Source organism: Nonomuraea fastidiosa (genome assembly GCF_042751225.1).
Taxonomy (GTDB): Bacteria; Actinomycetota; Actinomycetes; order Streptosporangiales; family Streptosporangiaceae; genus Nonomuraea; species Nonomuraea fastidiosa.
On sequence record NZ_CP170570.1, the window covers coordinates 5,046,005 to 5,072,106 of the forward strand.

The following is a 26,102-nucleotide window of genomic DNA, read 5'->3' on the forward strand; positions in this document are numbered from 1 at the left end:
ATCGCCGCGCTCGTCGCGGTGCACCAGGCCGGGCCGGCGTGCGTAGGAGCCGCCAGGACGCCGCTTCTCGTGGGCGGCGACCATGAGGAGCCGCGCCGCTCGAGGCGGTCTTCGCCACCACGTTCCCGGGACGGTCGCGGGACATCTGCTTCTGGGACGAGCGGACCGGCGCCAGGAAGGGCGAGGCCCGGCGGCCGGACGGCGCCGCCTTCCACGGCCGGCTGGACGAGCGCCACCCGATGGCCACCGTACGCGAGGGCGGCCGGGCCCGCATCGTCGTGACGGACGCCACGGGAAAGCCCGTCAGAACGCTTCTGAGCGCCTCCAGGGACGAGCTGGACGGGGTCGCCCTATGGCTTCTTCAGGAAGTGACGCCGGGCGCGGGAGAGCGGCGCTCAGTCCCACGCGGCGGGGTCGGCGGCGAGCTGGCGGACGCGCTCGGGCAGGGCACCCGTGGCCACGTGTTCGAGCGTGACCTCCTCGAGGATGGCACGCTCGGTCGCCCGCAGCGCGATCCACACCTGCTGCAGGGACTCGGCGGGCCCGCGGTAGCCGACGTGCTCGGGACGCTCGCCGCGCACGTTGGCCAGCGGGCCGTCCACGGCGCGGATGACGTCGGCCAGCGAGATCTCGCCCGCCGGACGCGCCAGCACGTAGCCGCCCTCGGGGCCGCGCTGGCCGCGGACGAGCCCGGCGCGGCGCATCTGCAGCAGGATGTTCTCAAGGTATTTGGGCGGCATGTCCTGCTCCTTGGCGAGCTCGCCCACAGTGGTCGGGCCTGCACCGGCGGCGGCCAGTTCGGCGGCGGCACGGAGGGCGTAGTCGACACGAGCGGAAAGGCGCATGTTCTCGATTATCCCTCCTGGTCAAGACTGGTTAGGCGCAAGGACGTCAGATCGGGCGGGAATCCGTGATCCGCGGCCATACCAGGCCACGCGTCACCTGCGGCGGCGGGCGGGGTGTCGAGCGCTAAACTTCCAACAACCTTTCCGATAACAGCCCTTCGAGTTGCGACGGCGGGATTCAGCGTGGAGCGACGCCCTGGTGTGCCCAGACTGCTCAGGGAGATCAACGACCGGGCCGCTCTGGAGCTGCTGCTGGAGACCGGGCCCATGACACGCGGCCAGATCGGCGATCTGACCGGGCTGTCCAAGGTGACGGCCTCGCAGACGCTGGCGCGGCTGGAGGAACGCGGGCTGGTCGAGGTGGTCGGCACGCAGGCGGGCGGCAGGGGGCCCAACGCGGCGCTCTACTCCGTGATCCCCTCCAGCGCGTACGTCGCCGGCCTCGAAGTGGGCCCCGAGCTGATCTCCGCGGCGGTCGCCGACATCCACGGCCGCACCGTCTCCGAGGTCACCGTCGAGCCGGGCGCCGACGACGACCCGGTCTCCGTGGTGCACGACGCCATCGTCAAGGCGTGCCGAGGGGCCAAGCTCAGCCTGTCGAAGCTGCGCGGCGTGGTGATCGGCACGCCGGGCGTGGTCGATCCGCGCAGCGGCGACGTGCGCTTCTCGTTCGACCTGCCCGGCTGGCACGAGGGCATCCACGAGGCGCTGGCGGGCGCCCTGCGGCGCAAGGTGACGATCGAGAACGACGTCAACCTCGCCGCCATCGCCGAGCGCCACGACGGCGCGGCCAAAGGGCTCGACGACTTCGTGCTGCTGTGGGCGAGCCGGGGGCTGGGCCTTGCCATCATGCTCGGCGGGCGGCTGCATCGCGGGCGTTCGGGCAGCGCGGGCGAGATCGGCTACCTGCCGGTGCCCGGCGTGCCGCTGCCCGAGGACATCCGCACCGAGCCTGGGCGGCTGCCCTCGCTGGCGGGCGGCCTGCAGTCGCTGGTCAGCGCGGAGGCGGTGACCGAGCTGGCGCGCGGCTACGGGTTCGCGGCGGGCAGCGCCACCGAGTGCGTCAAGGTCGCGGTGGAGGCGGGTGCCGAGGGTGAGCCGCTGCTCGACGAGATCGCCCACCGGCTGGCCCTGGGCGTCGCCGCGGTGTGCGTGATCCTCGACCCCGGGCTCGTGGTGCTGGCCGGCGAGGTCGGGCACGCCGGAGGCGAGGCGCTGACGTCCCGCGTGGAGGAGGCGGTGGCCCGCATCTGCCCGGTGCGGCCCCAGGTGGTGACCACCACGGTCACCGACGACAACCCGGTGCGGCGCGGCGCGGTCCTGGCCGCGCTCGAAGAGGCCCGCGAAGAGCTCCTGGCCGACTGAAGCCACTGAGCCGCTGAGCCGCCGAGCCGCCGAGCCGCTGAGCCGCCGAGCCACGCCGCCTCCGCGCAGCCCGCCTCACGGTCGTCAGGCGCGCTCTGACGCCTTTCTGCGGGCCTGCTGAGGCCTGGAGGGCTCCGCCTTCCTGGAACCCCTGCTTGAGGCCGTCCCGCCATCCGCCGGGACGGCCTCAAGCGGTCAGGCGGTGAGCAGCTCGACGGCGGCCTGGGCGTTGGCGCGCGCGGCCCCGTACGTGGCGATGTAGGCGGCGCTGTCCGGCCGCCACACCGGCAGCCCCATCTCGATGACGATCGAGTCGGGCCGGGCGGTCACCAGCGCGCAGACCAGCTCGCGGCTGTCCTCGTGGCGGTGCGCGTCCTTGACCACGATGATGAGCGACCGGTCGGCGGCCTTGGCGAGCAGGGCGGGCGCGTCCGCGGCGGCGGGCTTGACGCGGATGACCTCCGCGTCCGGCAGCCACGGCCCCACGCCCCACGGCACGTCGCCGACGGCGATCGTGGGCGGCGTGTCCACCTCGATCACCAGGGGCTCGACGAGCGGCTCGGCCCGGCCGGTCAGCCGCACGGCGCGGCGGGCCGCGTGCAGGCCGACGACGTCCTGCTCGGCCCTGTTCCGCTCGGCCCTGTTCTCGGCTCGGGCCGCCTCTTCCGAGCCGAACCAGGAGCGCAGGGCGGCGACCCGGGCGGCGGCCTCCTCAAGCCGCTCCGCCGGCAGCCGCCCATCGCCCACGGCGGCGACGATCTCGGCGATGATGGCCTGCACGTCGTCGTACGTGGGCAGCGGCCCCAGGCACAGCAGGTCGGACCCGGCCGCGATGCTGAGCACCGCGCCCCCGGCCAGGCCCACGCTGCGGGTGATGGCGTGCATGTCGAGCGCGTCGGTGACGACCACGCCGTCGTAGCCGAGCTCGCCCCGCAGGAGCTCGGTCAGGGCCGCCGGGGACAGCGTGGCGGGCGTGTCGCCGGTCAGCGCCGGCACCGCGACGTGCGCGGTCATCACCGACTTGGCCCCCGCCTCGATGGCCGCGCGGAACGGCGCCAGCTCGCGCTCGCGCAGCACGTCCATGCCGACGTCCACGACGGGAACGGCCAGGTGCGAGTCGACCCGGGTGGCGCCGTGGCCGGGGAAGTGCTTGACGCAGGCGGCCACGCCTACGGACTGCAGGCCCTCGACGGCGGCGACCGTGTGCCGGGAGACCAGCCCCGGCTCGGGGCCGAACGAACGGGTGCCGATGACCGGGTTGTCGGCCTCGCTGTTGACGTCGGCGCTCGGCGCCATGTCGAGGTTGATGCCGCAGGCGGCCAGCTCGGAGCCGATGGCGCGGTAGACGCGCCGGGTCAGCTCCACGTCGTCCACGACTCCCAGGGCGGCGTTGCCGGGGTAGGGGCTGCCGACGTGGTACGCAAGGCGCGTCACGTCGCCGCCCTCCTCGTCCAGCGAGATGACGGGCTCGCCGGCGGACCGCAGAGCGGTGGTGAGGCCGAGCACCTGGCCGGGATCGGCCACGTTGAACCCGAAGAGCGTCACGCCGCCCAGGCCCTGCTCAAGCTCGCGCAGCACCCACGGGGGCGCCGTGGTGCCCTGGAAGGCGACGAGCAGTGTGCCGGCCGCGAGGCGGCGCAGCCCCCGATCACTCTGACTCATGGCTCCTCATCAGTTGGCGGTTGGGTAGATGGGCACAGCGAAGGGCCGTGCCGGACCCCGTACGGTGTCGTGTCAGCCCTTGACGGCCCCGGCGACCAGCCCGGAGACCATGCGGCGCTGCACGAACAGGAAGAAGATGACGACCGGCAGCGTCATGAGGGTCGAGCCGGCCATGATGGCGCCCCAGTCGACGCCCTTCTGCCCGAAGTAGTACTGCAGGGCGACCGGCATCGTGTATCCCTCGGACCCCGACATCAGGTAGAGGGCGAAGACCAGGTCGTTCCACGCGGTGATGAACGAGAAGATGCTGGTGGCCACCAGGCCGGGCGCGACCAGCGGGAAGACCACCCGCCAGAACGCCGTCATGCGTCCGGCGCCGTCGATCCAGGCCGCCTCCTCCAGCGACTTGGGCACGGCGGCGACGAACGTGCGCAGCATCCACACGCCGAACGGCAGCGTCAGCGCGACCTGGGTGACGATGAGGCCGAGGAGCTGATCGCCGAGCCCGACCCGCTTGACCATCATGTACAGCGGGATGAGCAGGCCCTCGGCGGGCAGCATCTGCACGACCAGCAGCGTCACCAGGAACAGGCCGCGGCCCTTGAAGCGGAAGCGGGCGATCGCGGTGGCCGACAGCAGCGCGAAGACCGAGCCGATGAGCACGGTGCCGAGCGCCACGATCGCGCTGTTGCGCATGTAGAGCCAGATGGAGTTGTTCGCGACGCCCTCGGTCAGCACCCGCTCGAAGTGCTCGAAGGTGAAGTGCGTCGGGAACGGGATGAACTCCGTCGTGAAGATCTGGTCGTTCTCCTTGAAGCCGGTGGAGACCATCCAGTAGACGGGGAAGACCGCGTACAGGAAGACCAGGACGCCTGCCGTGTTCAGCAGGACCTTGCCGAGCCTCTTGCGGGCGAGGGGGGTCACATCTCCTCCTGCTTCACGATCTGCCTGACGTACACGACGGTGACGATGAGCAGGATGATCGTCAGCACCACCGAGATGGCCGCGCCGGTGCCCAGCTTCTGCGGAGGACGGAACGCCTCGGCGACCGCGTACATGGACAGGTTGAAGCCGTCACGGTTGGTCGGCCCGTTCATCAGCACGTAGAGCTGGCTGAAGACCTTGAAGTCCCAGATGATCGACAGGACTGTCAGGACCGCGAAGACCGGCCTGAGCATCGGCAGCGTGATCTTCCTGAACGTGTGCCACGGGCCCGAGCCGTCCACCTTGGCGGCCTCGTACAGCTCGTGGGGGATGCCCTTGAGTCCGGCCAGCACCGAGACGGCGATGAACGGGAAGCCGGCCCACACCACGCAGACCACGAGCGCGATGTAGAGGGGGACGGTGTCGTTGAGCCAGGGGGTGCCGGTCCAGCTCGGCTGGCCGTCCGGTGGCGCGGCGAGCCAGTCGGGCAGCAGGTTCAGCGCCCAGTTGACGATGCCGGACTCGGCGTCGAACAGCGAGCGCCAGACGACGCCCTGCGCGACGGGCGGCACCGCCCAGGCGAACATGCAGCCGATGACCACGAACAGCGACATCTTCTTGCCGAGCCGGTGCAGCAGCACGCCGACCGCCGTGCCGACGACGAGCGTCATGCTGACCGCGACGGCCGCGAAGACGACGGTGTTGCGCAGAGCCGACCAGAAGATGTCGTTGCTCAGGATCTTCTCGAAGTTCTCCAGCCCCACCCACTCGGCGGGCCTGCTGCCCCTGATCTGCGCCAGGCCGACCTTCTGGAAGGCCATGATGCCGAGCTGGACCATCGGGTAGAGCAGCAGCCCCGCGATGACCAGCAGGCCGGGGACGAGCAGGAGGTACGGGATGCTCCAGACGGGCAGTCCTGCGGCGCGCGGAGCCCGGTCGCTCTTCTTCCGGCGGCCCGGGGCGGGGGAGGACTCCGTGCCCCGGGCGACCGTCGTCGTGTCGGCCATCGTTACTGGTTCAGGATCTCTTCGAGTTCCTTGTTGGCGTCGGCCAGGGCCGTGGCGGCGTCCTTCTTGCCCTCGATGACGTCGCGCGCCGCGTTCTGCAGCACGGCCTTGGTGGCGTCGGCCTCCGACCAGTTGGGGTCGGCCGGGAACGCCCTGGCGTTGGCGAAGGCCTGGGCGAAGGCGCCCTGCGCGGGGTCCTCCTTCATCTGGGCCAGGGTGTCGGGGTAGACCGGGAGCAGGCCGCCCTCCTTGGCGTAGCGGTCGGCCCAGGTCTTGCTGGTGGCCAGCTTGACGTATTCCTTGGCCAGCTCGGCCTGCTGGGTGCCGCCCCACACCGCGAGGTCGTTGCCGCCGAAGAACGACGGGGCCGGGCCGCCCTTCTTGGACGGCAGCGGGAAGAAGCCGAGCTTGTCGCCCTTCAGCTTGCCCTTGGAGTCCTCCTCGATACCGGGCAGGTCCCAGGCGGCGGTGAGGTACATCGCGACCTTGTCGTTGGCGAAGCGCTTGCGGATGTCCACCGTGTTCAGCGTCAGGTTGGCCTTGCTGGACAGGCCGTCGGTGACGAGGCCGGTGTAGGTGGCGAAGCCCGCGGCGAAGCCGGGCTCGGTGAGCTTGCCGACCCACTTGTCGCCCTCCTTGACGGCGTACTCGCCGCCCTCGGACCAGGCGAACGCGGCCAGCAGGTGGTTGGCGTCGGAGCCGCCGTTGAAGGCGAAGCCGTCCACGCCCTCGCCCTTCTCCTTCTGGATCTTCTTGGCGGCGGCGACGAGCTCGTCCCAGGTCTTCGGGATCTCGATCTTGAGCTCGTCGAACCAGTCCTTGCGGTAGAGCACCGCGCGGGCGCCGGCGCCCCACGGGATGGCGTAGATCTCGCCGTCCACCGTCTCGTAGCCGTAGAGGTTCTGCGGGATCTGGGCCCTGTCGCCCTCGCGGGCGATGTCGGTGACCGGCTCAAGGGCGTCCTGGCTCTGCCACATGGGGACCTGGTCGTTGCCGATCTCGGTCACGTCCGGGCCGGTGCCGGTGGCGGCGGCGGCGAACTTGTCGGCCACCTGCGGCCAGGGGATCCACTCGAGCTTGACGTCCGCGCCGGTCTTAGCCTTGAACTCGGCGTTCAGCTCCTCCATGTACTTCGCCGCCGCGGGGTTGCTGTCGCCGAGGCGCCACACGCTCAACGTCTTGCCCGCGAAGGCGGGGCCCGAGGCGGCGGCGCTGGGTGAGGACGTGGTGGGCTCCTCACTTCCGCCACAGGCGGCCAGGCCCAAAGCCAGCGCGGCCGAGGTGGCCGCCGCGGCTGTGATCTTCGCGATCCTCACAGGGTTCTCCCTTCCCGGGTGCTGGCCAACGGTCCGCACCAGGCTGATCGTCATATGCCGAACGATGGTGCTAAACTAACAAGAAACTTTCTTAAAAGAAACGCTTGTTAGCCGATCGTGACGGAGAGAGGGCGCCGATGGGCCGAGACCCGGGAACACCCCGGTTGCTGCGCCGGCTGAACGACCGCGCGGCACTCGAACTGCTCCTCGGAGAAGGCCCGCTCACCCGTGCCGAGCTCGGCGAGCGGACCGGCCTGTCCAAGGTAACCGCAGGTCAGCTCCTGGCCCGACTGGAAGAGCGGGGGCTGGTCGAGGTGGCGGGTGAGCGGGCGGGCGGCAGGGGACCGCACGCCGCGCTGTACGCCGTCGTCCCGTCCAGCGCGTACGTCGCCGGTCTCGAAGTGCTGCCCGACAGCCTCAGGGTCGGTGTGGCGGACATCACAGGACGCACGGTGATCGAGATCACCCTCGACCCCGCCGACGGGGGCGACCCGGTCAAGGCCGTGCACGCCGCCGTGCGCCGGGCCTGCGACGCGGCCGAGATCGACCTGTCGCGGCTGCGTTCCTTCGTCATCGGCAGCAGGGGCGTGGTCGATCCGGCCACCGGGGACGTGCGCTGGTCGTACGACCTGCCCTCCTGGCACGTCGGCGTGCTGGCCAGCCTGCGCGAGACGCTCGGCGCGTCCGTCACCATCGAAAACGACGTCAACCTCGTCGCGCTCGCCGAGCACCGTTACGGCGCCGCCGTCGGCCACGACGACTTCGTGGTCATCTGGGCCGGCGTCGGCCAGGGCATGGGCGTCATGCTCGGCGGCCGCCTGCACCGGGGCAGCACCGGCGGGGCCGGCGAGATCGGCTGGCTGCCGGTCCCCGGAGAGCCGCTGCCGACCGACGTGTCCGAGCCGCAGTCCGGCTCCTACCAGCGGCTGGTGGGCCACGCCGCGCTGCGCGGCCTGGCCGAGGAGCACGGCGTGACCGGCAAAACCGTGCCCGACCTGCTGCGCAACGGAAACGACCCCTTCCTCGACGCGGTCGCGTCCAGGATCGCCGTCGGCGCGGCGGCCGTCAGCGTGGTGCTCGACCCCGGGCTCATCGTGCTCAGCGGCGACGTCGGCAGGGCGGGCGGCGAAAGGCTGGCCGGGAAGGTGCAGGAGGCGGTGGCGCGGCTGTGCCCCACCCCGCCGGCCGTCGTCACCACGCGGGTGGCCGGGAACCCGGTGCTGCGCGGGGCTCTCGTGGCGGCGTTGGAGCAGGCCCGGGAGCAGGTGTTCTCCGACACTGTGTGAGAATCACTGCACATGTGGCAGTCCCCGTACGATGTCGTGCTCATCTCCGACTCCCGCGTGACCTCGATTCCGGTCAAGGAGAGCGGCGAACCCCTGGTCGACGTACGCGGCAGGCTCCGCGTCGACGACCGCCTGGCCGACGACCAGGGCGCCTACGCCCACCTGCGGGCCGGGGTGCTGCAGCGGCTCGAACACGCCGAGAGCCTGCTGCCCGCCGGCTACCACCTGCTCATCGTCGAGGGCTACCGGCCCGTCGCCACCCAGCGCAAGATCTTCGACGACTACCGCGCCACGCTCACCGGCCTGACGCCCGAGGAGTCGTACGTCGCCGCCAGCCGCTACGTCTCCCCGGTCGAGGTCGCCCCGCACACCGCGGGCGCCGCCGTCGACCTCACGCTGTGCTCGCCCGACGGCACCGAGTACGACATGGGCACCCAGGTCAACGACAACCCCGAGCAGAGCGAGGGCGCCTGCTACACCGCCGCGCCCAACATCTCCGACGACGCCCGCGCCCACCGCAAGCTGCTCGGCGCCGCCCTCGAGGCCGCCGGCCTGGTCAACTACCCCACCGAGTGGTGGCACTGGTCGTACGGCGACCGTTACTGGGCGATGACCACCAAGGCCGCCCACGCGCTCTACGGCCCCGTCGAGTTCACGCCCTGACAACCCTGGTTTTCCGGTGGGTGAGGTGGGGGCACACTCCTACGGAGATGTGGACTCCCAGCGAGGTGTGGGCATGATTCCGCTTATCGGGATCGAAGAGGAGTACCTCGTCGTCGATCCCCGCACCCGCCACGTCGCTCCCCGGGCGGCCGAGGTCTTAGCCGCCGCAACGGACGTGCTCGACGTGGTGCAAGAGATCACCCGATTCCAGGTGGAGGCGCGCACGCCGCCGTCCGCCGACCTGAACGAGCTCGGCTGGCGGCTGCGCTCCGCGCGCAAGGAAGTGGCGGGCGCGGCCCGCTCATGCGGCCTCGCGGTCGTCGCCAGCGGCATCCCGGTCCTGGGCAACGTGATGCCACCGCCGCTCACCGACGACGACCGCTACCTTCAGGGCCGCGTCCTTTACCGGGGACTGCAGGACGAGCTCAGCATCTGCGCCCTGCACGTACACGTCGACGTGCCCGATCCCGAGCACGCCGTCTACGTCGGCAACCACCTGCGGCCATGGCTGCCGACGCTCATCGCACTGGCCGCCAACTCGCCGTTCTTCGTGGGCCGCGACACCGGCTACGCATCCTGGCGAGTGATCAGCTGGGGGCGCTGGCCGGTCTCGGGAGCGCCCCCGTACTTCCCCTCCTACGGGGCGTACGAAGGCGCACTCGAGGCCCTGGCGAGGTCGGGGGCGCTGCTCGACGCCAAGACGGTCTACTGGGACTCCCGGCCGTCGCCCCGGCTGCCGACCGTGGAGATCAGGGTGGCCGACGTACCGCTCGACGTGACCGACAGCCTCACTCTGATCGGGCTCATCCGGGCGCTCGTGGTCACCGCGCTCGGCGCGGTCAGACGGGGCGACCGAGGGCTGCCGGTGCCGGGCGAGGTGCTGCGCGCCGCGTACTGGCGGGCGGCACGCTACGGGCTGCAGGGCGAGATCCTCGACGTGCGCGACGGCACGCTCGTGCCGGCCGCGGTGATGGCCGGGCGGCTCATCGAGCACGTACGCGCGGCGCTGGCCGAGGCCGGTGACCTGAAGTTCGTCCAGGAGGGCCTCGACCGGCTGCTGCGGACGGGGTCGGGGGCGATGCGGCAGCGCAGGGCGTACGAGCGGGGCAACGATCTGCAGGAAGTGGTGGACGACCTGATCGAGGCCACCGTCGCCTGACCCGTCAGCGCACCGCCAGGGCGATGGCCACGCCCAATCCGAACACGACGACCACGCCGCGCAGCACCGCCGGCGGCATGAGTCTGGCCACGCGGGTGCCGAGGAAGCCGCCCGCGAGGCTGGCCGGCGCGATCACCGCGACCGCCAGCCAGCGTACGGGGCCGAACAGCGAGAACGCGATCACCGAGACCGAGCTGATCACCAGCGACAGCATGGCGCGCACCGCGTTGACCCGGTGCAGGTTGTCGTGCAGGAACATGCCGAGCACGGTCAGCAGCACCACGCCCATGCCGCCGTTGAAGTAGGCGCCATACAGGCCGCCGACGAACACCCCCGCGTAGACCAGGCGGCTGGTCCTGCCGCCCTCCTCACCGCCGAGATGCTTGCGCAGCCACGGCTGGGCGAGCAGCCCGAGGCTGGCGAAGCCCACCAGCCAGGGCACCAGCGACTCGAACAGCCGGCCCGGCGTGAGCAGCAGCAGCGCGCTGCCGCCGCACGCCCCCAGCACCGCCGTGACCGACAGGACGGCGGCGCGCCGGCGCTGGCCGCGCAGCTCGGCGCGGTAGCCGAGCACGCCGCCCAGATACCCGGGCCAGAGCGCGACCGAGTTGGTCACGGTCGCGGTCAGGCCCGGATAGCCCAGCGCGAGCAGCGCCGGGAAGGACACGAGCGTGCCGCCGCCGGCCAGCGCGTTGACCACGCCGGCCAGCAGGCCCGCCCCTGCCAGGAAGAGCAGGTCGTGAAGCGTCATCGGCCGACGGCGTAGCCCTGTGCGCCACGCGGGTTGGCGGCGGCCTTGAGCAGGTCGCCGTCACGGGCCACGGCACTGAGCCGGCCGAGCGACCACGGGCCCTGCGTCTCGACCTCGTGGCCGCGCCGCCGCAGCTCCGCGATGACGGCCGCATCCAGCCGGTCCTCGACGTGCATCACGCCGGGGCGGGAGCCGCGCGGGAAGAACGAGCTGGGGAAGTGCTCGCTGTGGAACATGGGGGCGTCGATGGCCTCCTGGAGGTTCAGTTTGCCGTGCACGACCGCCAGGAAGAAGTTGAGGCTCCACTGGTCCTGCTGGTCGCCGCCGGGGGTGCCGAACGCCAGCCACGGCTTGCCGTCCCTGAGCGCGAAGGACGGCGACAGCGTCGTACGGGGCCGCGCGCCGGGCCGCAGCGCGGTCGCCACGCCCTCCTGCAGCCAGAACATCTGCGCCCGCGTGCCGAGGCAGAAGCCGAGCTGCGGGATCGTGGGGGAGCTCTGCAGCCAGCCGCCGCTGGGCGTGGCCGAGACCATGTTGCCCCACCGGTCCACCACGTCCACGTGACAGGTGTCGCCCTTGACCGTGCCGTCACGCGCGACCGTCGGCTCGCCCACGCCCTGCGGCCTGCGGGAGCCGGACACGCCGGGCGCGCTGCTGAACGTGCCGGGGTCGGGGAAGACCGGCAGCTTCGGCGTGCGCCCGCCGGGGGAGCCGGGCCGCAGCTCCGTGCTGGCCTGCGCGCCGATCAGCGCCCGCCGCTCGGCGTTGTAGGCGGGGCTCAGCAGGTCGGCCATCGGCACGTCGGTGTCGCCGTACCACGCCTCGCGGTCGGCGAAGGCGAGCTTGGCGGCCTCGATCACGGTGTGCACGTAGTCGGCGCCGAGGAAGTCCATCCCGTCGAGTCCGGCGCCCTCCAGCAGGGCGAGCTGCTGCAGGAACACCGGGCCCTGGCCCCACGGGCCCGTCTTGGCGACGGTGTAGCCGTGGTAGTCGAAGGTCAGCGGCTCCTCCACCGACGCCCGCCAGCCCGCGAGGTCGTCGCCGGTCAGCAGGCCGCCGTGCACCTCGCCCGAGCTGTCGCGCCAGGCCGTCTTGGCGCTGAACTCGGCGATCGCCTCTGCGACGAAGCCCTCGTACCAGGCCTTCCTGGCCGCCTCCAGGCGGCCTTCGCGGGTGCTCGCCGCCGCCTCGGCCTCCGCGATCAGCTTGCGGTACGTGGCCGCGAGCACCGGGTTGGCCAGCTTCGTGCCCGGCGCGGGAACCTTCCCGCCGGGCAGCCAGGTGGCCGCCGAGGTGTGCCAGTCCTCCCTGAACAGGCTCTCGACCGACGAGATCGTGGCCGAGATCCGCTCCAGCACCGGGACGCCGTTCTCGGCGTAGTGGATCGCCGGGGCCAGCACGTCCGCCAGCTCCCACGTGCCCCAGCGCTCCAGCATCAGCATCCAGCCGCCGAACGCGCCGGGCACCGTGGCGGCGAGCAGCCCGGTGCCGGGCACGACGTCCAGGCCCAGCTCGGCGAAGCGCTCGATGGTGGCCGCGGCGGGCGCCACACCCTGCCCGCACACGACCGACACCTTCTGCTCCTCCTCGCTCCACAGCAGGATCGGCACCTCGCCGCCGGGGCCGTTCAGATGCGGCTCGGCGACCTGCAGCACGAACCCGGCGGCCACCGCCGCGTCGAAGGCGTTGCCGCCGCGCTCCAGCACGCTCATGCCGGTGGCGGAGGCCAGCCAGTGCGTGCTGGCGACCATGCCGAAGTCGCCCGACAGCTCGGGCCTGGTGGTGAACAAGTACTTTCTCCTTCTTATCGGGGGGCGGCGGCGTCGGGGACGCGATCCGCCGTTACCAGGTGGCAGGCGGCGGGGTGACCGCTGCCACGTGGGTCGTTCAAGAGGGGTTCGGTGGTGCGGCACTCGTCGTACGCCAGCGGGCAGCGCGTGTGGAAGCGGCAGCCGGCCGGCGGATCGACCGGGCTCGGCACGTCGCCGCCCAGCACGATCCTGCGCCGCTGCCGCTGCTTGACCGGGTCGGCCACCGGCGCCGCCGACAGCAGGGCCTGCGTGTACGGATGCCGCGGCTGTTCGAAGATCTCCTTCGTCGGGCCCGACTCGACGATCTTGCCGAGGTACATGACGGCGATCCGGTCGGCCAGGAACTCCACCACCGACAGGTCATGGGTGATGAACAGGCACGAGAACTTCATGTCCCGCTGCAGGTCGGTGATGAGGTTGAGCACCGACGCCTGCACCGACACATCCAGCGCCGAGACCGGCTCGTCGGCCACGACCAGCTTCGGCTCCAGCACGAGCGCCCTGGCCAGGCCCACCCGCTGCCGCTGACCGCCGGACAGCTCGTGCGGGTAGCGCCTGCGCATCTCCTGCCGCAGGCCGACCTTCTCCAGCATGGCGGCCACCCGCGCCGCCACCTCGCGCCGGTCGCCCACCTTGTGCCGCAGCAGCGGCTCGGCGACGATCTGCTCGATCGTGAAGCGCGGGTTGAGCGAGGAGAACGGGTCCTGGAAGACCATGTGGACGTCCCTGCGCAGCGGCCGCATGGCGCGCCGCGACAGGTGGGTGATGTCCTTGCCGGCCAGCTCGATCGTCCCCGAGGTGGGCTCGGTGAGCCGCAGCACGCACTTGCCGACCGTGGACTTGCCGCTGCCCGACTCGCCGACCAGGCCGAGCACCTCGCCCTCGCCGATCTCCAGCGACAGGCCGTCCACGGCGCGTACGGGGCCGTAGTGCTTGACCAGGTTGTCGATGCGCAGGATCACCGGTCACCTCCCGGGTAATAGCAGGCCGCCAGGTGGCCCTCTCCCTGGCGGGTCAGCGGCGGCCTGGACAGCCGGCAGTCCTCCTGGACGCGCGGGCAGCGGTCGTGGAAGGCGCACTGGTCGGGGTCCGACAGCGGCGAGGGCACCATGCCGGGGATCTCCGCCAGCCTGCCGTTGACCGCCGCCGACGGCAGGGCCTTCATCAGGCCCAGCGTGTACGGGTGCCGCGGATTGGCGAACAGCTCGGTCACCGGGGCCTGCTCGACGGCGCGGCCCGCGTACATGACGATCGCCCTGTCGGCGATGTCGGCCACCACGCCCAGGTCGTGCGTGATGAGGATGATCGCGGTGCCGAGCCGGTCGCGCAGGTCGCGGAAGACGTCGAGCACGCCCGCCTGGATCGTCACGTCGAGCGCCGTGGTGGGCTCGTCGGCGATCAGCACGCGCGGCGAGCAGGCCACCGCGATCGCGATCATCACGCGCTGCCGCATGCCGCCGGAGAGCTGGTGCGGGTACTCCTTCATGCGCCGCTGGGGCGCCGGGATGCCGACCAGTTCCAGCAGCTCGACCGCGCGCGCGGCGGCGGCCTGCCGCGACAGCTTCTCGTGCCGCCGCAGCACCTCGGTGATCTGGTAGCCGACGGTGAACGACGGGTTGAGCGAGGTCATCGGCTCCTGGAAGACGACCGAGACCGTCTTGCCGCGCACCCGGCGCATCTCCGGCTCGGGCAGCGTGGTCAGCTCGCGGCCGTCCAGCTTGATCGAGCCCTTCAGCCGGGTCGTGTCCGGCGGCAGCAGCCGGGGGATCGACATCGCGGTGACCGACTTGCCGCAGCCGGACTCGCCGCACAGCGCCAGGATCTCGCCCTCGTCCAGGGTGAGCGAGATGTCCCTGACCGCCTGGACGAGCCCGTCCTCGGTGGCGAAGTGCACGCTCAGGTCGCTGATCTCCAGCAGGCTCATCGGGCGCTCCTCGGGTCCAGTACGTCACGCAGCCCGTCGCCCAGCAGGTTGAAGCCGAGCGTGGCCAGGGCGATCATCAGGCCGGGCCAGATGGCCAGCCAGGGCGCGTCGCTCAGATACTGCTGCGCGGTCGTCAGCATCACGCCCCACGACGGGGTGGGCGGCTGCACGCCCAGGCCGAGGAACGACAGCGTCGCCTCGCCGATGATCGCGGCCGGGATCGCCACCGTGGCCTGCACGATGAGCGGGCTGAGGCAGTTCGGCAGCACGTAACGGAAGATGATGTGACCGTCTCCGGCGCCGTCGGCGACGGCCGCGGCCACGTAGTCCATCTCCCTGACCGCCAGCACCTCGCCCCGGGTGATCCGGATGACGGCGGGGAGCTGGGAGAAGCCGAGCGCCAGCACCACGCCCTTGAGCGACGGGCCGATGATGGCGGCCAGGCCCACCGCGAACACCAGGAACGGGAAGGCCAGCGTCACGTCCACCAGCCGCATCACGATCGGGTCCAGCCAGCGCCGGTAGAAGCCGGCCACCAGCCCGATCGGGATGCCGACCACCATCGCGAGCAGCGTGGACAGCACGCCCGCCTGCAGCGAGACCTGCGCGCCGTGCGCGATCCTGGCGAACGCGTCGCGGCCTAGGTCGTCGGTGCCCATGAGGTGCTCAGGCGACGGCGGGGCCAGCGTGGCCATGTAGTCCTGCGCGGCCGGGTCGCCGGTCACCAGCGGCCCGATCAGCGCCAGCAGCACGAACGCGACCACCAGCACGAGACCGGCCATCGGCATCGGCCTGCGGCGGAAGCGCCGCCACAGCCGCCTGCGGCGCATCACCTCAGTCATGTCCGCCTCCCGACAGCCGGATCCGCGGGTTGAGGAAGGCGTAGGCGATGTCCACCAGGAGGTTGACCAGCACGTAGCCGACGACCGTGACCAGCACGACCGCCTGGATGACGGGGTAGTTCCTGGTCAGCACCGCGTCCACGGTCAGCTTGCCGAAACCCGGGATGACGAAGATCTGCTCGGTCACCACGGCGCCGCTGATGAGCGCGCCGAGCTGCAGGCCGAGCACGGTCACCACGGTCGTCAGGCTGTTGCGCAGCGCGTGCGCGCCGACGACCTTGGCCTCCGGCAGGCCCTTGGACCGCGCGGTCCTGACGTAGTCGGCCGACAGCGCGCCCAGCATGGCCGAGCGGGTCTGCCGCATCAGGATCGCCGCGAAGCCCGTGCCGAGCACGAGGGCGGGCAGGATCATGCGCTGCAGGTTCTGCACGGGGTCCTCGGTGAAGGGCACGTACCCGGAGGCGGGCAGCACCCGCCAGGTCACCGCGAACAGCAGGATGCCGAGCAGACCGAGCCAGAAGTGCGGCACCGACAACCCGGCCAGGCCGAAGGCCGTGGCCAGGTAGTCGGCGAGCTTGCCGCGCCGTACGGCCGCCACGATGCCCGCACCCACGCCGATCACGATCGCGACCAGCATGGCCAGCACTGACAGCTCCAGCGTGACCGGCAGCCGCTCCAGAAGGATGTCGGCCACCGGCAGCTGGTCCTGCGTCGAACGCCCGAAGTTGCCGCTCAGCGTCTGGCCCAGGTAGTCGAGGTACTGCGCGGGCAGCGGCTTGTCCAGGCCGAACTCGTGCCGGATCGCCTCGATCGCCTCGGGCGACGCCTCCTGGCCCGCCATGACGGTGGCCGGGTCACCGGGCAGCGCCCGTACCCCCAGGAAGATCAGCACGCTCGACACGAACAGCACGATCACGGCAGAACCGCATCGACGGAGGATGAACCACAGCATCAGGCGGCGAACCCGGCGGTGCGGAAGCGCGGCAGGCCGTCCTTGAAGTACTCCACGCCCGCGACGCTCTTGTGCATGCCCAGGTAGTACAGGTTGTGGTACAGGTACACCACGCCCCGCAGCTCGGCGGCCTTCTTCATGGCGGCGCCGTAGAGCTCGGCCCGCTTGGCCGGGTCGGTCTCGGCGGCCGCCTGCTTGATCGGCTCGTCGATGCCCGGGTCGGACATGCCGGCGTAGTTGTTGCTGCCCTGCGTGGTGATCAGGTTCGTCAGGTTGCCGTCCGGGTCCACCCGGCCCGACCAGCCGCTCAGCAGCACGTCGAACTTGCCGGCCTTGCCCTGCTCCAGCACGCTGACGAACTCGGCCGTCTGCACCTTGACGTCGAAGCCGGCCTCCTTGGTCATCGACTGGATGACCTGCGCGAGGCGCTGGTTCACGGCGTCGTTCGGGGTGGCCATGGTGACCGGGATCGGCGTCGGCACGCCGGACGCCTGCACGAGCTGCTTGGCCTTGGCGATGTCACGCTTGGGGCAGGCGGGCAGGTCCTTCGGCCGGTACGGGCTGTCGATCGGCACCGGGTAGCAGTCCACCTCGTGCAGCCCGTTGTAGACGGTCTTGTTGATCGCGTCCCGGTCGAGGGCCAGCTCGAACGCCTCGCGCAGCTGCGGGTGCTTGCCCAGCGGCGTGTCCACCGGGCCCGGCTTCGCGGTCGAGCCCTTGACGTTGCCGATGTTGATCTGGAAGCCGTAGTAGCCCAGGCCGCCGCCGGAGACGACGGTCAGGTTGGGGTCGTCCTGCACGCCCTTGACCGTGTTGGTGGCGAGCTGGTCGGCCACCTGCACGTCGCCGGACTTGAGGTTCGCGGCGCGCACGTTGGGGTCGACGATGATTTTGTATACGAGCTTGTCCAGCTTGACCTTGTCGGCGTCGTAGTAGTCGGCCGACTTCTCCAGCACGATCTGGCTGCCCGAGGTCCTGCTGACGAACTTGAACGGGCCCACGCACACCGGGTTCGCGCCGAAGTTGTCGCCCTCGGAGTCGAGCGCCTTCGGCGACATGATCATGCCGGCGCGGTCGGCGAGCTGCGCGGTCAGCGGCGTGAACGCCTGCGTCAGCGTGAGCTTGATCGTGGCCGGATCGACCACCGTCACCTTCGACACCGCGGCCAGGTCGGCCTGCCGCGCGGACTTCTCCCACGTGCGGTGGCGGTCAAGCGACTTCTTGACGGCGTCGGCGTCGAACGGCGTGCCGTCGTTGAATTTCACGCCTTCACGCAGCTTGATCGTCACTTCCTTGCCGTCGTCCGACAGCTCGGGCGGTGCCGCGGCGAGCTGCGGGACGATCGCGGACGAGGCGTCGATGTCGTAGAGCTTCTCGCACATGCTGGTGAAGACCTCGCGGCCCACCAGCGTGGTCGAGATGCTCGGGTCCAGCGCGTCGGGGTCGGCGTTCAGCGCGATGTTGAGTGTGCCGCCGTCCTTGACCGGCCGGTCGTCGGCCGAGGCGCTGGCTATGGAACTAGGTGCCGCGGGGGTGCTGCTCGTCCCGCTTCCACCACAGGCCGTCAGGGCAAGGGGGAGTGTGACGAGCGCCGCGACGACCTTGGGTGACGGTCGCATGGGGCCTCCGGTTGAACGTTTAGGAGACTGTATACAAGGTCTGACGTTTCAATGGTGTTTCGGGACCCTATGTCGTTATCTGAGCGTTTCCTAATCGTTTGGGGGCTTTGGCTGGCGATCGTGGCCCGGCTTGCGGCCCGCCGCCGCCAGGAACGACCGCCGCGCCGCCGCCACGTGGGCGACCGCGCGCGCCTGCGCCTCGTCCTCGTCGCCCGCCTCGATGGCCTCGCACAGGCTCAGGTGCTCCTGCCATGAGTGCGGGCCGCGCACGGCGGCCGTCTGGCTGAAGACCCACTGCGCACGCTGCAGCATCGGCGTCATCATCAGCGCCAGGTACGAGTTGCCCGCCGCCTCGCCGACCGCCAGGTGGAAGGCGGTGTTCAGGTCGGCCACCTGCTCCAGGCGGCCGCTCTCCACCGCCTCTTTGGCCTGGTCGAGCACCTGGCGCAGCCGGGCGACCGCCTCGGGGGTGCGCTTGCGCGCGGCCAGCCGCGCGGCCAGGCCCTCGATCGCCATGCGTACGTCGAAGAGCTCCTCGCCCTCCTCGGCCGACAGGCGCGCGACCGTGGCGCCGAGCCGGGGGACGACCTCGATGAACCCCTCGGCGGCCAGGACTCTGATGGACTCGCGTACGGGGTTGCGCGAGACGCCGAGCGCGGCGGCCAGCCGGTCCTCGACCAGTCGCTCACCCTGAGCCAGCTCGCCGGAGAGAATGCGGCGGCGAAGCTCTCCGGTGACCTTGTCGCGCAAGGTCCGGTGGGCCGCGCCCAGCGTCAGATCAGTCATAGGGGAACTTATCGTATACAACGGACAGATTCGCTTGACCCGGTCTTGATGGCGCGCTGCCGCCAGGGCGCCGTGCGGCGCCGCCGCGCCGCGGCTGTGGCAGCCCCGGCCGGCTGAGTGCCGGACGGCGCGCCCGCCGGTCGGGTGCCGGACGACGCGCCTGCCGTGCCGGATGGCGCGCCTGCCGGTCGGGTGCCGGACGATGCGCCCGCAGGTCGGTGCCGGACGACGCGCCTGCCGGTCGGTGCCGGATGGCGCGCCTGCGATCGGCGAGCTCGCCGCTCGCCGCTCAGCGCTCTGCGCGCCTGCCGCTCGGCGCTTCAAGCCCGAAGTCACGCAAAGCCCATCATCTACCACTTTCGCCCCACCAAACCACACTCAGGTTCCGCCTGAGGAAAGTCCGCCGTCCGCCGTCTGGTGTCTGGCGGCTGCGTGGCTCGGTGCGTGCGGCGATGGCACGCGGTCGTGGGCGACAGCGGTGGTGACAGCGACGGCGACCAGGCACGGCCGGCAGTCCTCGCCGTGCGCTGCGACCGCCACCGGTCCGGCGTAGCCCTCCTACCTCGCTGTATACGACGCCTTGCGTACAGCGCCGCTACGCCTTCCGCCTCGGGCAGCCGCCGCTGCTGGGCGCTGCTACGCGCTGTGGCCCCGCGCCTGGTCGCGTGCTGCGGCTGCGACAGCTCCTCGTCTCAGGCGTCCCCGGACGACCAGCGGCCTCCACACCCTTCGGGCGGGAGTGGTGCGCGGCTTCGCCGGCAGAGGTCAGGCGCGGAGACGGAGGCCGCGCGGGGTGGGGTGGAAGCCGGCCTCTTCCAGGGCGGCCGCCAGCGGGGAGTCGACGATGCTCGTCCCGTCGGCGCGTTCGACGGTCAGCTTGCCCAGCGCCCCGTCGCGTACGGCCAGAGCCAGCGCGTCCACAGCAGGCCGCAGCCGCTCGCCGTCGGTGAACGACAGCAGCGTCTTGCCGCCGCGCTCGACGTACAGCACCAAGTGACCGTCCACGAGCACGACCAGCGACCCGGCCTTCCTGCCCGGCTTGTGCGAGACCTCCCCGGGATGCGGTGGCCAGGGGAGCGCGGCGCCGTACGGGCTGGCCGGGTCGGCGGCGGCCAGCACCACGGCCCGCCGCCCCCGCCCGTCACCGTCGGCCGCCCGCCCCTCAGGCGAGCCCGCACTCGGTGACATGGCGCGCATCCGGTCCACCGCCCCGGGCAGCGCGAACTGGGCGCCCCCGAGCCCTTCGACGAAGTAGCCGCGCCGGCACCGCCCGCTCTCCTCGTACGCCCGCAACACCTGATAAACGGGCGTGAACCCGCCGGGCAGCCGCTCGGACGTCACCGCCCCGCGCGTCACCACGCCGTGCCGCTCCAGCAGCACCTCGGCCTGCGCGTGCGCCCGCTGGGTGGCGTCGGCGGCCGGCGGCGGCAGCAGCCACCACCGCCCCGCCACGGTCGGCGGCCCGCTCCTGCTCGGCAGCACGGCCCTGCGCCGCCGCGTGGTGGCGGGCCGGTGCGCGGGCCGCCCGGTGCCGAGCGTGGCCCGCAGCGGCGCGAGCGTGTCGCCCGAGACGCGCCCGGCCCACACGAGGTCCCACAGCGCCGATGCGAGCGTGCCGTCGTCGAGCGAGCCGAGCCGGTCGGAGATGTCGCGGAAGAACAGCGCCCCGCCACCGCCCAGCAGCTCCAGGATCCGCTCGTGGAGCGGGGTCATCGTGATCTCGGCGGGCTCGGGCATCAGCAGCGGCGCGGTGTCGGCGAAGTAGAGCGACACCCAGCCGTCGCCGCCGGGCAGCGACCCCTGGCCGACCCACATGACGTCGCCCGACGAGGTCAGCTCGTCGAGCAGAGCCGGGTGATAGCCGGGCACCCGCGACGGCAGCACCAGCGTCTCCAGCGCGGATGCGGGGACGGCGGCGCCCTGGAGTTGTTCGATGGAGCGTACGAGCGCGTCCATGGCACGGGCGGAGCCGATGGCGCCGGGCGCGGTCTCGGCGGCGGCGGTGATGCCGTGCCAGGCGGGCAGGAACCGGGCGAGCGTCTCCGGCGCGACCGGCTCGACCTCCTTGCGCAGCCGGGCCAGCGACCTGCGGCGCAGCAGCCGCAGCACGCCCGCGTCGCACCACTCCTCGCCCCGCCCGCCGGGCCGGAACTCCCCGCTCACGACCCGCCCCGACGCCGCGAGCCGCCGCAGCGCGTCGGTCACCACGGCGACGCCGAGACCGAACCTGGCCGCGGCCGTGGAGGCGTGGAAGGGGCCGCGCGTGCGGGCGTGCCTGGCCAGCAGGTCGGCCAGCGGGTCGGCCACCGGCTCGAGGAACGCGTGCGGCACCCCGACCGGCGGCGGGACGCCGAGCGCGTCGCGCATGCGGGCGGTGTCCTCGATGGCCGCCCACTGCTCCTCGCCGGCGACCCGCACCCGGATCGCCCGCCTGGCGCGTTCGAGCTCATCGAGCCATGCCGGGTCGCCGCCGCGCACGCTCACGTCGGGCGCGAGCAGCGGACCGTGCGAGCGCAGCAGATCGGCGAGGTCCTCGATGTCGCGCAGCGGCCGGTCGAGCCTGGCCAGCTCGCGTTCGGTGTCGGAGATGACGTCGGGGTCGAGCAGCTCGCGCAGGTCGGCCTGGCCGAGCAGCTCCGCGAGCAGCGTGGTGTCGAGCGCCAGTGCCTGAGCGCGGCGTTCGGCGAGCGGCGCGTCGCCCTCGTACATGAACGCGCCGATGTAGTGGAACAGCAGCGAGGTGGCGAACGGCGAGGCCTGCGAGGTCTCCACCTCCACCACCCGCACCCGGCGGGCGGCGATGTCGCTCATGAGCTGCACCAGCCCCGGCACGTCAAAGACGTCCTGGAGGCATTCGCGCATGGTCTCCAGCACGATCGGGAACGAGGCGTACTGCGATGCCACGCCCAGCAGATGCGCGGCCCGCTGCCGCTGCTGCCACAGCGGGCTGCGCCGGCCCGGCGTGCGGCGCGGCAGCAGCAGCGCCCGGCCCGCGCACTCCCTGAACCGGGAGGCGAACAGCGCCGAGCCGCCCAGCTCCTCGGTGACGATCTGCTCGATCTCCTCGGCGTCGAACGCCGCCACGTCGGTGGGCGGCTCGGCCAGCGTGTCAGGGATGCGCAGCACGATGCCATCGTCGGAGTGGACGGCCTGCACGTCGATGCCGTAGCGCTCGCGCAGCCGCCGGTTGATCGCCAGCGCCCACGGGGCGTGCACCCGCGCGCCGTAGGGGGAGTGGATCACCACCCGCCAGTCGCCCAGCTCGTCGTGGAAGCGCTCGACCACCAAGGTGCGGTCGTCGGGGACGTAGCCGGTGGCCTCGCGCTGCTCACGGAGGTAGGCGAGCAGGTTGCCCGCGGCGTATTCGTCGAAGGCCGGCCGCGCGCAGGCGTTCGGTCGAGTCGTCCTTCGCCTGCTCGCGCAGGAACTCCCCGATCGCCCGGCCCAGCTCGGCAGGACGCCCCGGTGCGTCGCCGTGCCAGAACGGCAGCTTGCCCGGCTGCCCCGGCGCGGGCGAGACCAGCACCCGGTCGGCGGTGATGTCCTCGATGCGCCACGAGGTCGCGCCCAGCACGAACACGTCACCGACCCGCGACTCGTAGACCATCTCCTCGTCCAGCTCGCCCACCCGGGAGCCGCGCTCGCCCACCAGGAACACGCCGAACAGGCCACGGTCGGGGATCGTGCCGCCGTTGGTGACCGCGAGCCGCTGCGCGCCGGGACGGCCCTGGAGCGTGCCGGTGACGCGGTCCCACACGATGCGCGGGCGCAGCTCGGCGAACTCCTCGCTCGGATAGCGCCCCGCCAGCATGTCGAGCGTGGCCTCAAGGGCACTCCTCGGCAGCGTCGCGTAGGGGGCGGCCCGCTTGACCACGCGCTCCAGCTCGTCGACCGTCCACTCGTCGAGCGCGGTCATCGCCACGATCTGCTGCGCCAGCACGTCGAGCGGATTACGCGGATAGCGCAGCTCCTCGATGAGGCCGTTCTTCATACGCTCGGCGACCACCGCCGTCTGCACCAGATCGCCGCGGTATTTGGGGAAGATGACGCCCTTGGACACCGCGCCCACCTGGTGTCCGGCCCGTCCGATGCGCTGCAGGCCGCTGGCCACGCTCGGCGGCGCCTCCACGCACGCCACCAGGTCCACCGAGCCCATGTCGATGCCCAGCTCCAGGCTGGACGTGGCGACCACGGCGGGCAGCCGGCCCGACTTCAGCGCCTCCTCGATCTGCGCCCGCTCCTCCTTGGAGACCGAGCCGTGGTGCGCGCGTACGATCTCCGACGCCGCGCCCTTGCTCGCCCCGGCCTGCGCCATCAGGTCGGCGGGCATGCGCTTGGGCGGCTGCGAAGGCTCCGGGGTCTTCACCTGACCCGCTGAGGTCTTCCTAGAACCCGCCGGGGTTGTGTCCGGGCCCGCCGGGGTTGTGTCCGGCCCTGCCGGGGTCTCCTCTGAGCCTGCCGAGTCTCCTCTGGGCCGGCCCGGGTCTCCCAGATCGACAAATCGACGGTATCCGGGCCGTTTTCGCGTTCGTACGCCAGCTCGTTGAGCCGCGTGCACAGCCGCTCGGCCAGCCGCCGCGAGTTGGCGAACACGATGGTGGAGCTGTGGGACTCGATCAGGTCGAACAACCGGTCCTCGACGTGGGGCCAGATCGACCGGTTGCCCGGCTCGGGCGCGAACTCCTCGCCCTCCACCTGGCTCCTCGGGCGCGTCTCCATCTCCGTCATGTCCTCGACAGGGACGACGACCTCGACCTCGATGCGCTTGTCCGCGGGCGGCTGCACCACCGTGGCCGGGCGCGTGCCGCCCAGGAACGTCGCCACCTCGCTCACCGGGCGTACCGTCGCCGACAGCCCCACCCGCTGCGCCGGCTTGTCGAGCAGCGCGTCGAGCCGCTCCAGCGTCAGCGCCAGATGCGCGCCGCGCTTGGTGCCCGCGACCGCGTGCACCTCGTCGACGATCACGGTCTCCACGCCGCGCAACGCCTCCCGCGCCTGGCTCGTGAGCAGCAGGAACAGCGACTCCGGCGTGGTGATGAGGATGTCGGACGGCCGTGATGCGAACCGCCTGCGGTCTTCCGCCGGGGTGTCGCCCGAGCGGATCGCCACCGAGATCTCCGGCACCGGAAGGCCGAGCCGCCGCGCCGTCTGCTTCAGCCCGGCCAGCGGGGCGCGCAGGTTGCGCTCGACGTCGACGGCCAGCGCCTTGAGCGGCGAGACGTAGACGACCCGCGTACCGGCAGGCCGCTTCTCCTTCGGTTGCTTCTTCGGGGAGCGCGTCGCGTCGAGATCTCGCGTCGCTTCGAGGTCGCGTGCGGCGAGCCGGTCGAGCGACCACAGGAACGCCGCCAGCGTCTTCCCCGACCCCGTGGGCGCCACGACGAGCGTGTTGTCGCCACGCGAGATCGACTCCCACGCCCCCTCCTGCGCGGCCGTGGGGGCTTGGAAGGCTCCGGTGAACCATTCCCTGGTCACCTGGCTGAACTGGGCTAGCGAGCTCACCTGCCCATACTGCCTCGCGCCACCGACAGAAAACGCATGTCGCTTCGCGGCGTGACGGTTGGGTGCGGGCCCTGGCGGACATACAGCGACCGTGACCATCGACTACGCGGCCATCGAAGCCCGCCGTGCGGAAATACGCGAGCGTTACCTGTTAGCGCACCGGCCATCGAGCAGCGCACGCGGCCTGCACCACGTGGCGCTGCTCTCGTCCGACGTCGAACGGACCATCAAGTTCTACCAGGAGCTTCTGGAGTTCCCGCTCACCGAGATCTTCGAGAACCGCGACTACAAGGGCTCCAACCACTTCTTCTTCGACATCGGCAACGGCAACCTGCTGGCCTTCTTCGACTTTCCGGGGCTCGACCTGGGGCCGTACCGGGAAGTGCTCGGCGGGCTGCACCACATCGCGATCTCCGTCGATCCCGCCACATGGGAACGGCTGCGCGGGAAGCTCGAGATGGCCGGCGTGCCGCACCAGATCGAAAGCGGCGCCTCCATTTACTTCAGGGACCCCGACGGCGCCCGGCTGGAGCTGCTCGCCGACCCTCTCGGTGAGATGTACGGCGCGCGGGTGATGTGACTCGCGCGGGTGACACGCCAGCCTCGTACGGGTGATGCGGCTAGCGCGGGTGACGCGGCCAGTCTCGCGCGGGTGACGCGGCCAGCGTCGCACGGGTGATGCCGCTAACGCGGGTGACGCGGCCAGTGCCGCGCAGGTGATGTGGCTAGCGCCGCGACGGCCTGCGCGCCCTCGGCTTGCCCGCACGCGGCGCCTGCCTGATGCCGGCGTGCCGCTCGGCGCGCGCGGCCTTCTCCTTCTGTACGACCTGCCGCAGCATCGCTAACAGGCGGCGGCGTTTCGCCCTGTTGGCCTTCGTCTTGGCGGTCTTCGGGGGTGAAGACTTGGGGGTCTTTGGCATGAGGATGTCGTACCCACCCCAGAGGCGCTTCCATACTTGAGTGCATGCGCCTGACCGAGTTCTGGAGACGGATGAACGCCCACTTCGGCGAGACGTACGCCGAGTCGTGGGCCCGCGACTACGTCCTGGCCCCGCTGGGCGGTCGCACCGTCATGCAGGCGCTGGCCGAGGGCGAGAGCGCCAAGACGGTGTGGCGCGCGGTCTGCCAGGTGGAGGACGTCTCGCCGAAGCTCCGCTGACCGGTCACTCCGTGCCGGGCCGGGGTGCGTCTCACTCCGTGCCGGGCTGCGGCGCGTCGAGCGTACGGCGCAGCGCGACGCACGTGCCGTACAGATCATCGGCCGCCCCCTGACCGGCCGGCGACCAGAGGAACTGCCAGCCCCGGTTCGACGGGGTGGCGAAGACGAGCGTCCTGCGGCCCGTATGCGGATGCCACACCCAGAGCACCGGATCGTCGCCTCCGACCATCCGGCTGACCAGACCGTGGGCGGGCAACAGGTCGGCGAGGGCCTGAAGATGAGCGCGCCGTTCCCCGGTGTAGCCGCTCGCCACGTGCGCCTCCAACCGTCGCCGTTGCAGTGAGTCTCCCCAGCTCAGCCGCCGATCAACATGCGGGACGGCATCATCGGCGGGTGATCCGTACGCGGGGGCCGCGGCGTGGGCGGCCCGTGATCGCAACGTCACCGCACGCTGAGACCGCCACCCGTTTTCCGCTACGCCCGCTCGTTCAGGACGCTCATTGCTCCCGCTACGTTCACCCCTTCGAGG

General features: G+C 71.6%; 21 protein-coding genes and 1 pseudogene. 6 read left to right on the forward strand and 16 right to left on the reverse strand.

Going from position 1 to position 26,102, the window contains the following annotated elements; all coding sequences use genetic code 11:
* Positions 1-395 precede the first annotated feature (395 nt).
* Positions 396-845, reverse strand: coding sequence for an Rrf2 family transcriptional regulator (locus ACFMQL_RS23530; protein WP_364057289.1), 450 nt, complete (start codon positions 843-845; stop codon positions 396-398).
* Positions 846-1,028: 183 nt separating this feature from the next.
* Here ACFMQL_RS23530 and ACFMQL_RS23535 point away from each other — a divergent pair, with 183 nt between their 5' ends.
* Positions 1,029-2,210, forward strand: a complete 1,182-nt coding sequence (locus ACFMQL_RS23535; RefSeq protein ID WP_364057286.1) for an ROK family transcriptional regulator — start codon at positions 1,029-1,031, stop codon at positions 2,208-2,210.
* A gap of 195 nt (positions 2,211-2,405) precedes the next feature.
* Here the strand turns inward: ACFMQL_RS23535 and ACFMQL_RS23540 are convergent, their stop codons facing one another.
* From ACFMQL_RS23540 to ACFMQL_RS23555, 4 genes are all read right to left on the reverse strand, one after another.
* Positions 2,406-3,872, reverse strand: coding sequence for a glycoside hydrolase family 3 protein (locus ACFMQL_RS23540; RefSeq protein ID WP_378787030.1), 1,467 nt, complete (start codon positions 3,870-3,872; stop codon positions 2,406-2,408).
* A 72-nt stretch (positions 3,873-3,944) separates the two neighbouring features.
* Positions 3,945-4,796: a carbohydrate ABC transporter permease gene (locus tag ACFMQL_RS23545; protein WP_364057280.1), complete on the reverse strand. Its 852-nt coding sequence runs from the start codon at positions 4,794-4,796 to the stop codon at positions 3,945-3,947.
* Entirely contained in the window at positions 4,793-5,803 is a 1,011-nt protein-coding gene (locus ACFMQL_RS23550) for a carbohydrate ABC transporter permease (protein WP_378787032.1), read from the reverse strand. Before ACFMQL_RS23550 ends, ACFMQL_RS23545 begins: the two co-directional genes overlap by 4 nt.
* Before the next feature lie 2 nt (positions 5,804-5,805).
* Positions 5,806-7,119 (reverse strand): extracellular solute-binding protein, encoded by a 1,314-nt coding sequence (locus ACFMQL_RS23555; RefSeq protein WP_364057275.1) that lies wholly within the window; start codon positions 7,117-7,119, stop codon positions 5,806-5,808.
* 137 nt (positions 7,120-7,256) lie between these two features.
* Here ACFMQL_RS23555 and ACFMQL_RS23560 point away from each other — a divergent pair, with 137 nt between their 5' ends.
* The 3 genes from ACFMQL_RS23560 (at position 7,257) to ACFMQL_RS23570 (ending at position 10,227) form a co-directional block, all read left to right on the forward strand.
* Positions 7,257-8,405: an ROK family transcriptional regulator gene (locus ACFMQL_RS23560; protein WP_364057272.1), complete on the forward strand. Its 1,149-nt coding sequence runs from the start codon at positions 7,257-7,259 to the stop codon at positions 8,403-8,405.
* A gap of 12 nt (positions 8,406-8,417) precedes the next feature.
* Positions 8,418-9,068, forward strand: a complete 651-nt coding sequence (locus ACFMQL_RS23565) for a M15 family metallopeptidase (protein ID WP_378787033.1) — start codon at positions 8,418-8,420, stop codon at positions 9,066-9,068.
* A gap of 73 nt (positions 9,069-9,141) precedes the next feature.
* A complete protein-coding gene (locus ACFMQL_RS23570; RefSeq protein ID WP_364057266.1) occupies positions 9,142-10,227 on the forward strand; it encodes a glutamate--cysteine ligase in 1,086 nt (361 codons plus the stop codon).
* Positions 10,228-10,231: 4 nt separating this feature from the next.
* Here ACFMQL_RS23570 and ACFMQL_RS23575 read toward each other — a convergent pair whose 3' ends face one another.
* From ACFMQL_RS23575 to ACFMQL_RS23615, 9 genes and pseudogenes are all read right to left on the reverse strand, one after another.
* The gene (locus tag ACFMQL_RS23575; RefSeq protein WP_364057263.1) at positions 10,232-10,978 is read right to left on the reverse strand and encodes a sulfite exporter TauE/SafE family protein; all 747 of its coding nucleotides are present in this window, start codon (positions 10,976-10,978) and stop codon (positions 10,232-10,234) included.
* Entirely contained in the window at positions 10,975-12,729 is a 1,755-nt protein-coding gene (locus tag ACFMQL_RS23580) for a gamma-glutamyltransferase family protein (RefSeq protein WP_364057567.1), read from the reverse strand. The genes ACFMQL_RS23575 and ACFMQL_RS23580 overlap by 4 nt, the downstream gene beginning before the upstream one ends.
* A gap of 53 nt (positions 12,730-12,782) precedes the next feature.
* Complete coding sequence (locus ACFMQL_RS23585; RefSeq protein ID WP_364057260.1) at positions 12,783-13,751, reverse strand: oligopeptide/dipeptide ABC transporter ATP-binding protein; 969 nt, start codon at positions 13,749-13,751, stop codon at positions 12,783-12,785.
* Positions 13,748-14,713, reverse strand: a complete 966-nt coding sequence (locus tag ACFMQL_RS23590; protein ID WP_364057257.1) for an ABC transporter ATP-binding protein — start codon at positions 14,711-14,713, stop codon at positions 13,748-13,750. The genes ACFMQL_RS23585 and ACFMQL_RS23590 overlap by 4 nt, the downstream gene beginning before the upstream one ends.
* Positions 14,710-15,555, reverse strand: coding sequence for an ABC transporter permease (locus ACFMQL_RS23595; protein WP_364057255.1), 846 nt, complete (start codon positions 15,553-15,555; stop codon positions 14,710-14,712). Before ACFMQL_RS23595 ends, ACFMQL_RS23590 begins: the two co-directional genes overlap by 4 nt.
* On the reverse strand, positions 15,548-16,507 hold the full coding sequence (locus ACFMQL_RS23600) for an ABC transporter permease (protein WP_364057253.1): 960 nt from the start codon (positions 16,505-16,507) through the stop codon (positions 15,548-15,550). Before ACFMQL_RS23600 ends, ACFMQL_RS23595 begins: the two co-directional genes overlap by 8 nt.
* The gene (locus ACFMQL_RS23605; RefSeq protein WP_364057251.1) at positions 16,507-18,126 is read right to left on the reverse strand and encodes an ABC transporter substrate-binding protein; all 1,620 of its coding nucleotides are present in this window, start codon (positions 18,124-18,126) and stop codon (positions 16,507-16,509) included. The genes ACFMQL_RS23600 and ACFMQL_RS23605 overlap by 1 nt, the downstream gene beginning before the upstream one ends.
* Before the next feature lie 90 nt (positions 18,127-18,216).
* A complete protein-coding gene (locus ACFMQL_RS23610; protein ID WP_364057248.1) occupies positions 18,217-18,912 on the reverse strand; it encodes a GntR family transcriptional regulator in 696 nt (231 codons plus the stop codon).
* A gap of 765 nt (positions 18,913-19,677) precedes the next feature.
* Positions 19,678-24,414 (reverse strand): annotated as a pseudogene (locus ACFMQL_RS23615) (DEAD/DEAH box helicase).
* Between the two features lie 91 nt (positions 24,415-24,505).
* Here ACFMQL_RS23615 and ACFMQL_RS23620 point away from each other — a divergent pair.
* A complete protein-coding gene (locus tag ACFMQL_RS23620) occupies positions 24,506-24,994 on the forward strand; it encodes a VOC family protein (RefSeq protein ID WP_364057242.1) in 489 nt (162 codons plus the stop codon).
* Between the two features lie 145 nt (positions 24,995-25,139).
* On the opposite strand, the gene ACFMQL_RS23625 is transcribed toward ACFMQL_RS23620, so the two are convergent.
* On the reverse strand, positions 25,140-25,334 hold the full coding sequence (locus ACFMQL_RS23625) for a hypothetical protein (protein WP_364057239.1): 195 nt from the start codon (positions 25,332-25,334) through the stop codon (positions 25,140-25,142).
* Positions 25,335-25,378: 44 nt separating this feature from the next.
* Between ACFMQL_RS23625 and ACFMQL_RS23630 the strand changes: the two genes are divergently transcribed.
* A complete protein-coding gene (locus ACFMQL_RS23630; protein ID WP_364057236.1) occupies positions 25,379-25,573 on the forward strand; it encodes a DUF3046 domain-containing protein in 195 nt (64 codons plus the stop codon).
* Positions 25,574-25,604: 31 nt separating this feature from the next.
* Here ACFMQL_RS23630 and ACFMQL_RS23635 read toward each other — a convergent pair whose 3' ends face one another.
* The gene (locus tag ACFMQL_RS23635; protein WP_378787036.1) at positions 25,605-25,886 is read right to left on the reverse strand and encodes a hypothetical protein; all 282 of its coding nucleotides are present in this window, start codon (positions 25,884-25,886) and stop codon (positions 25,605-25,607) included.
* Positions 25,887-26,102 lie beyond the last annotated feature (216 nt).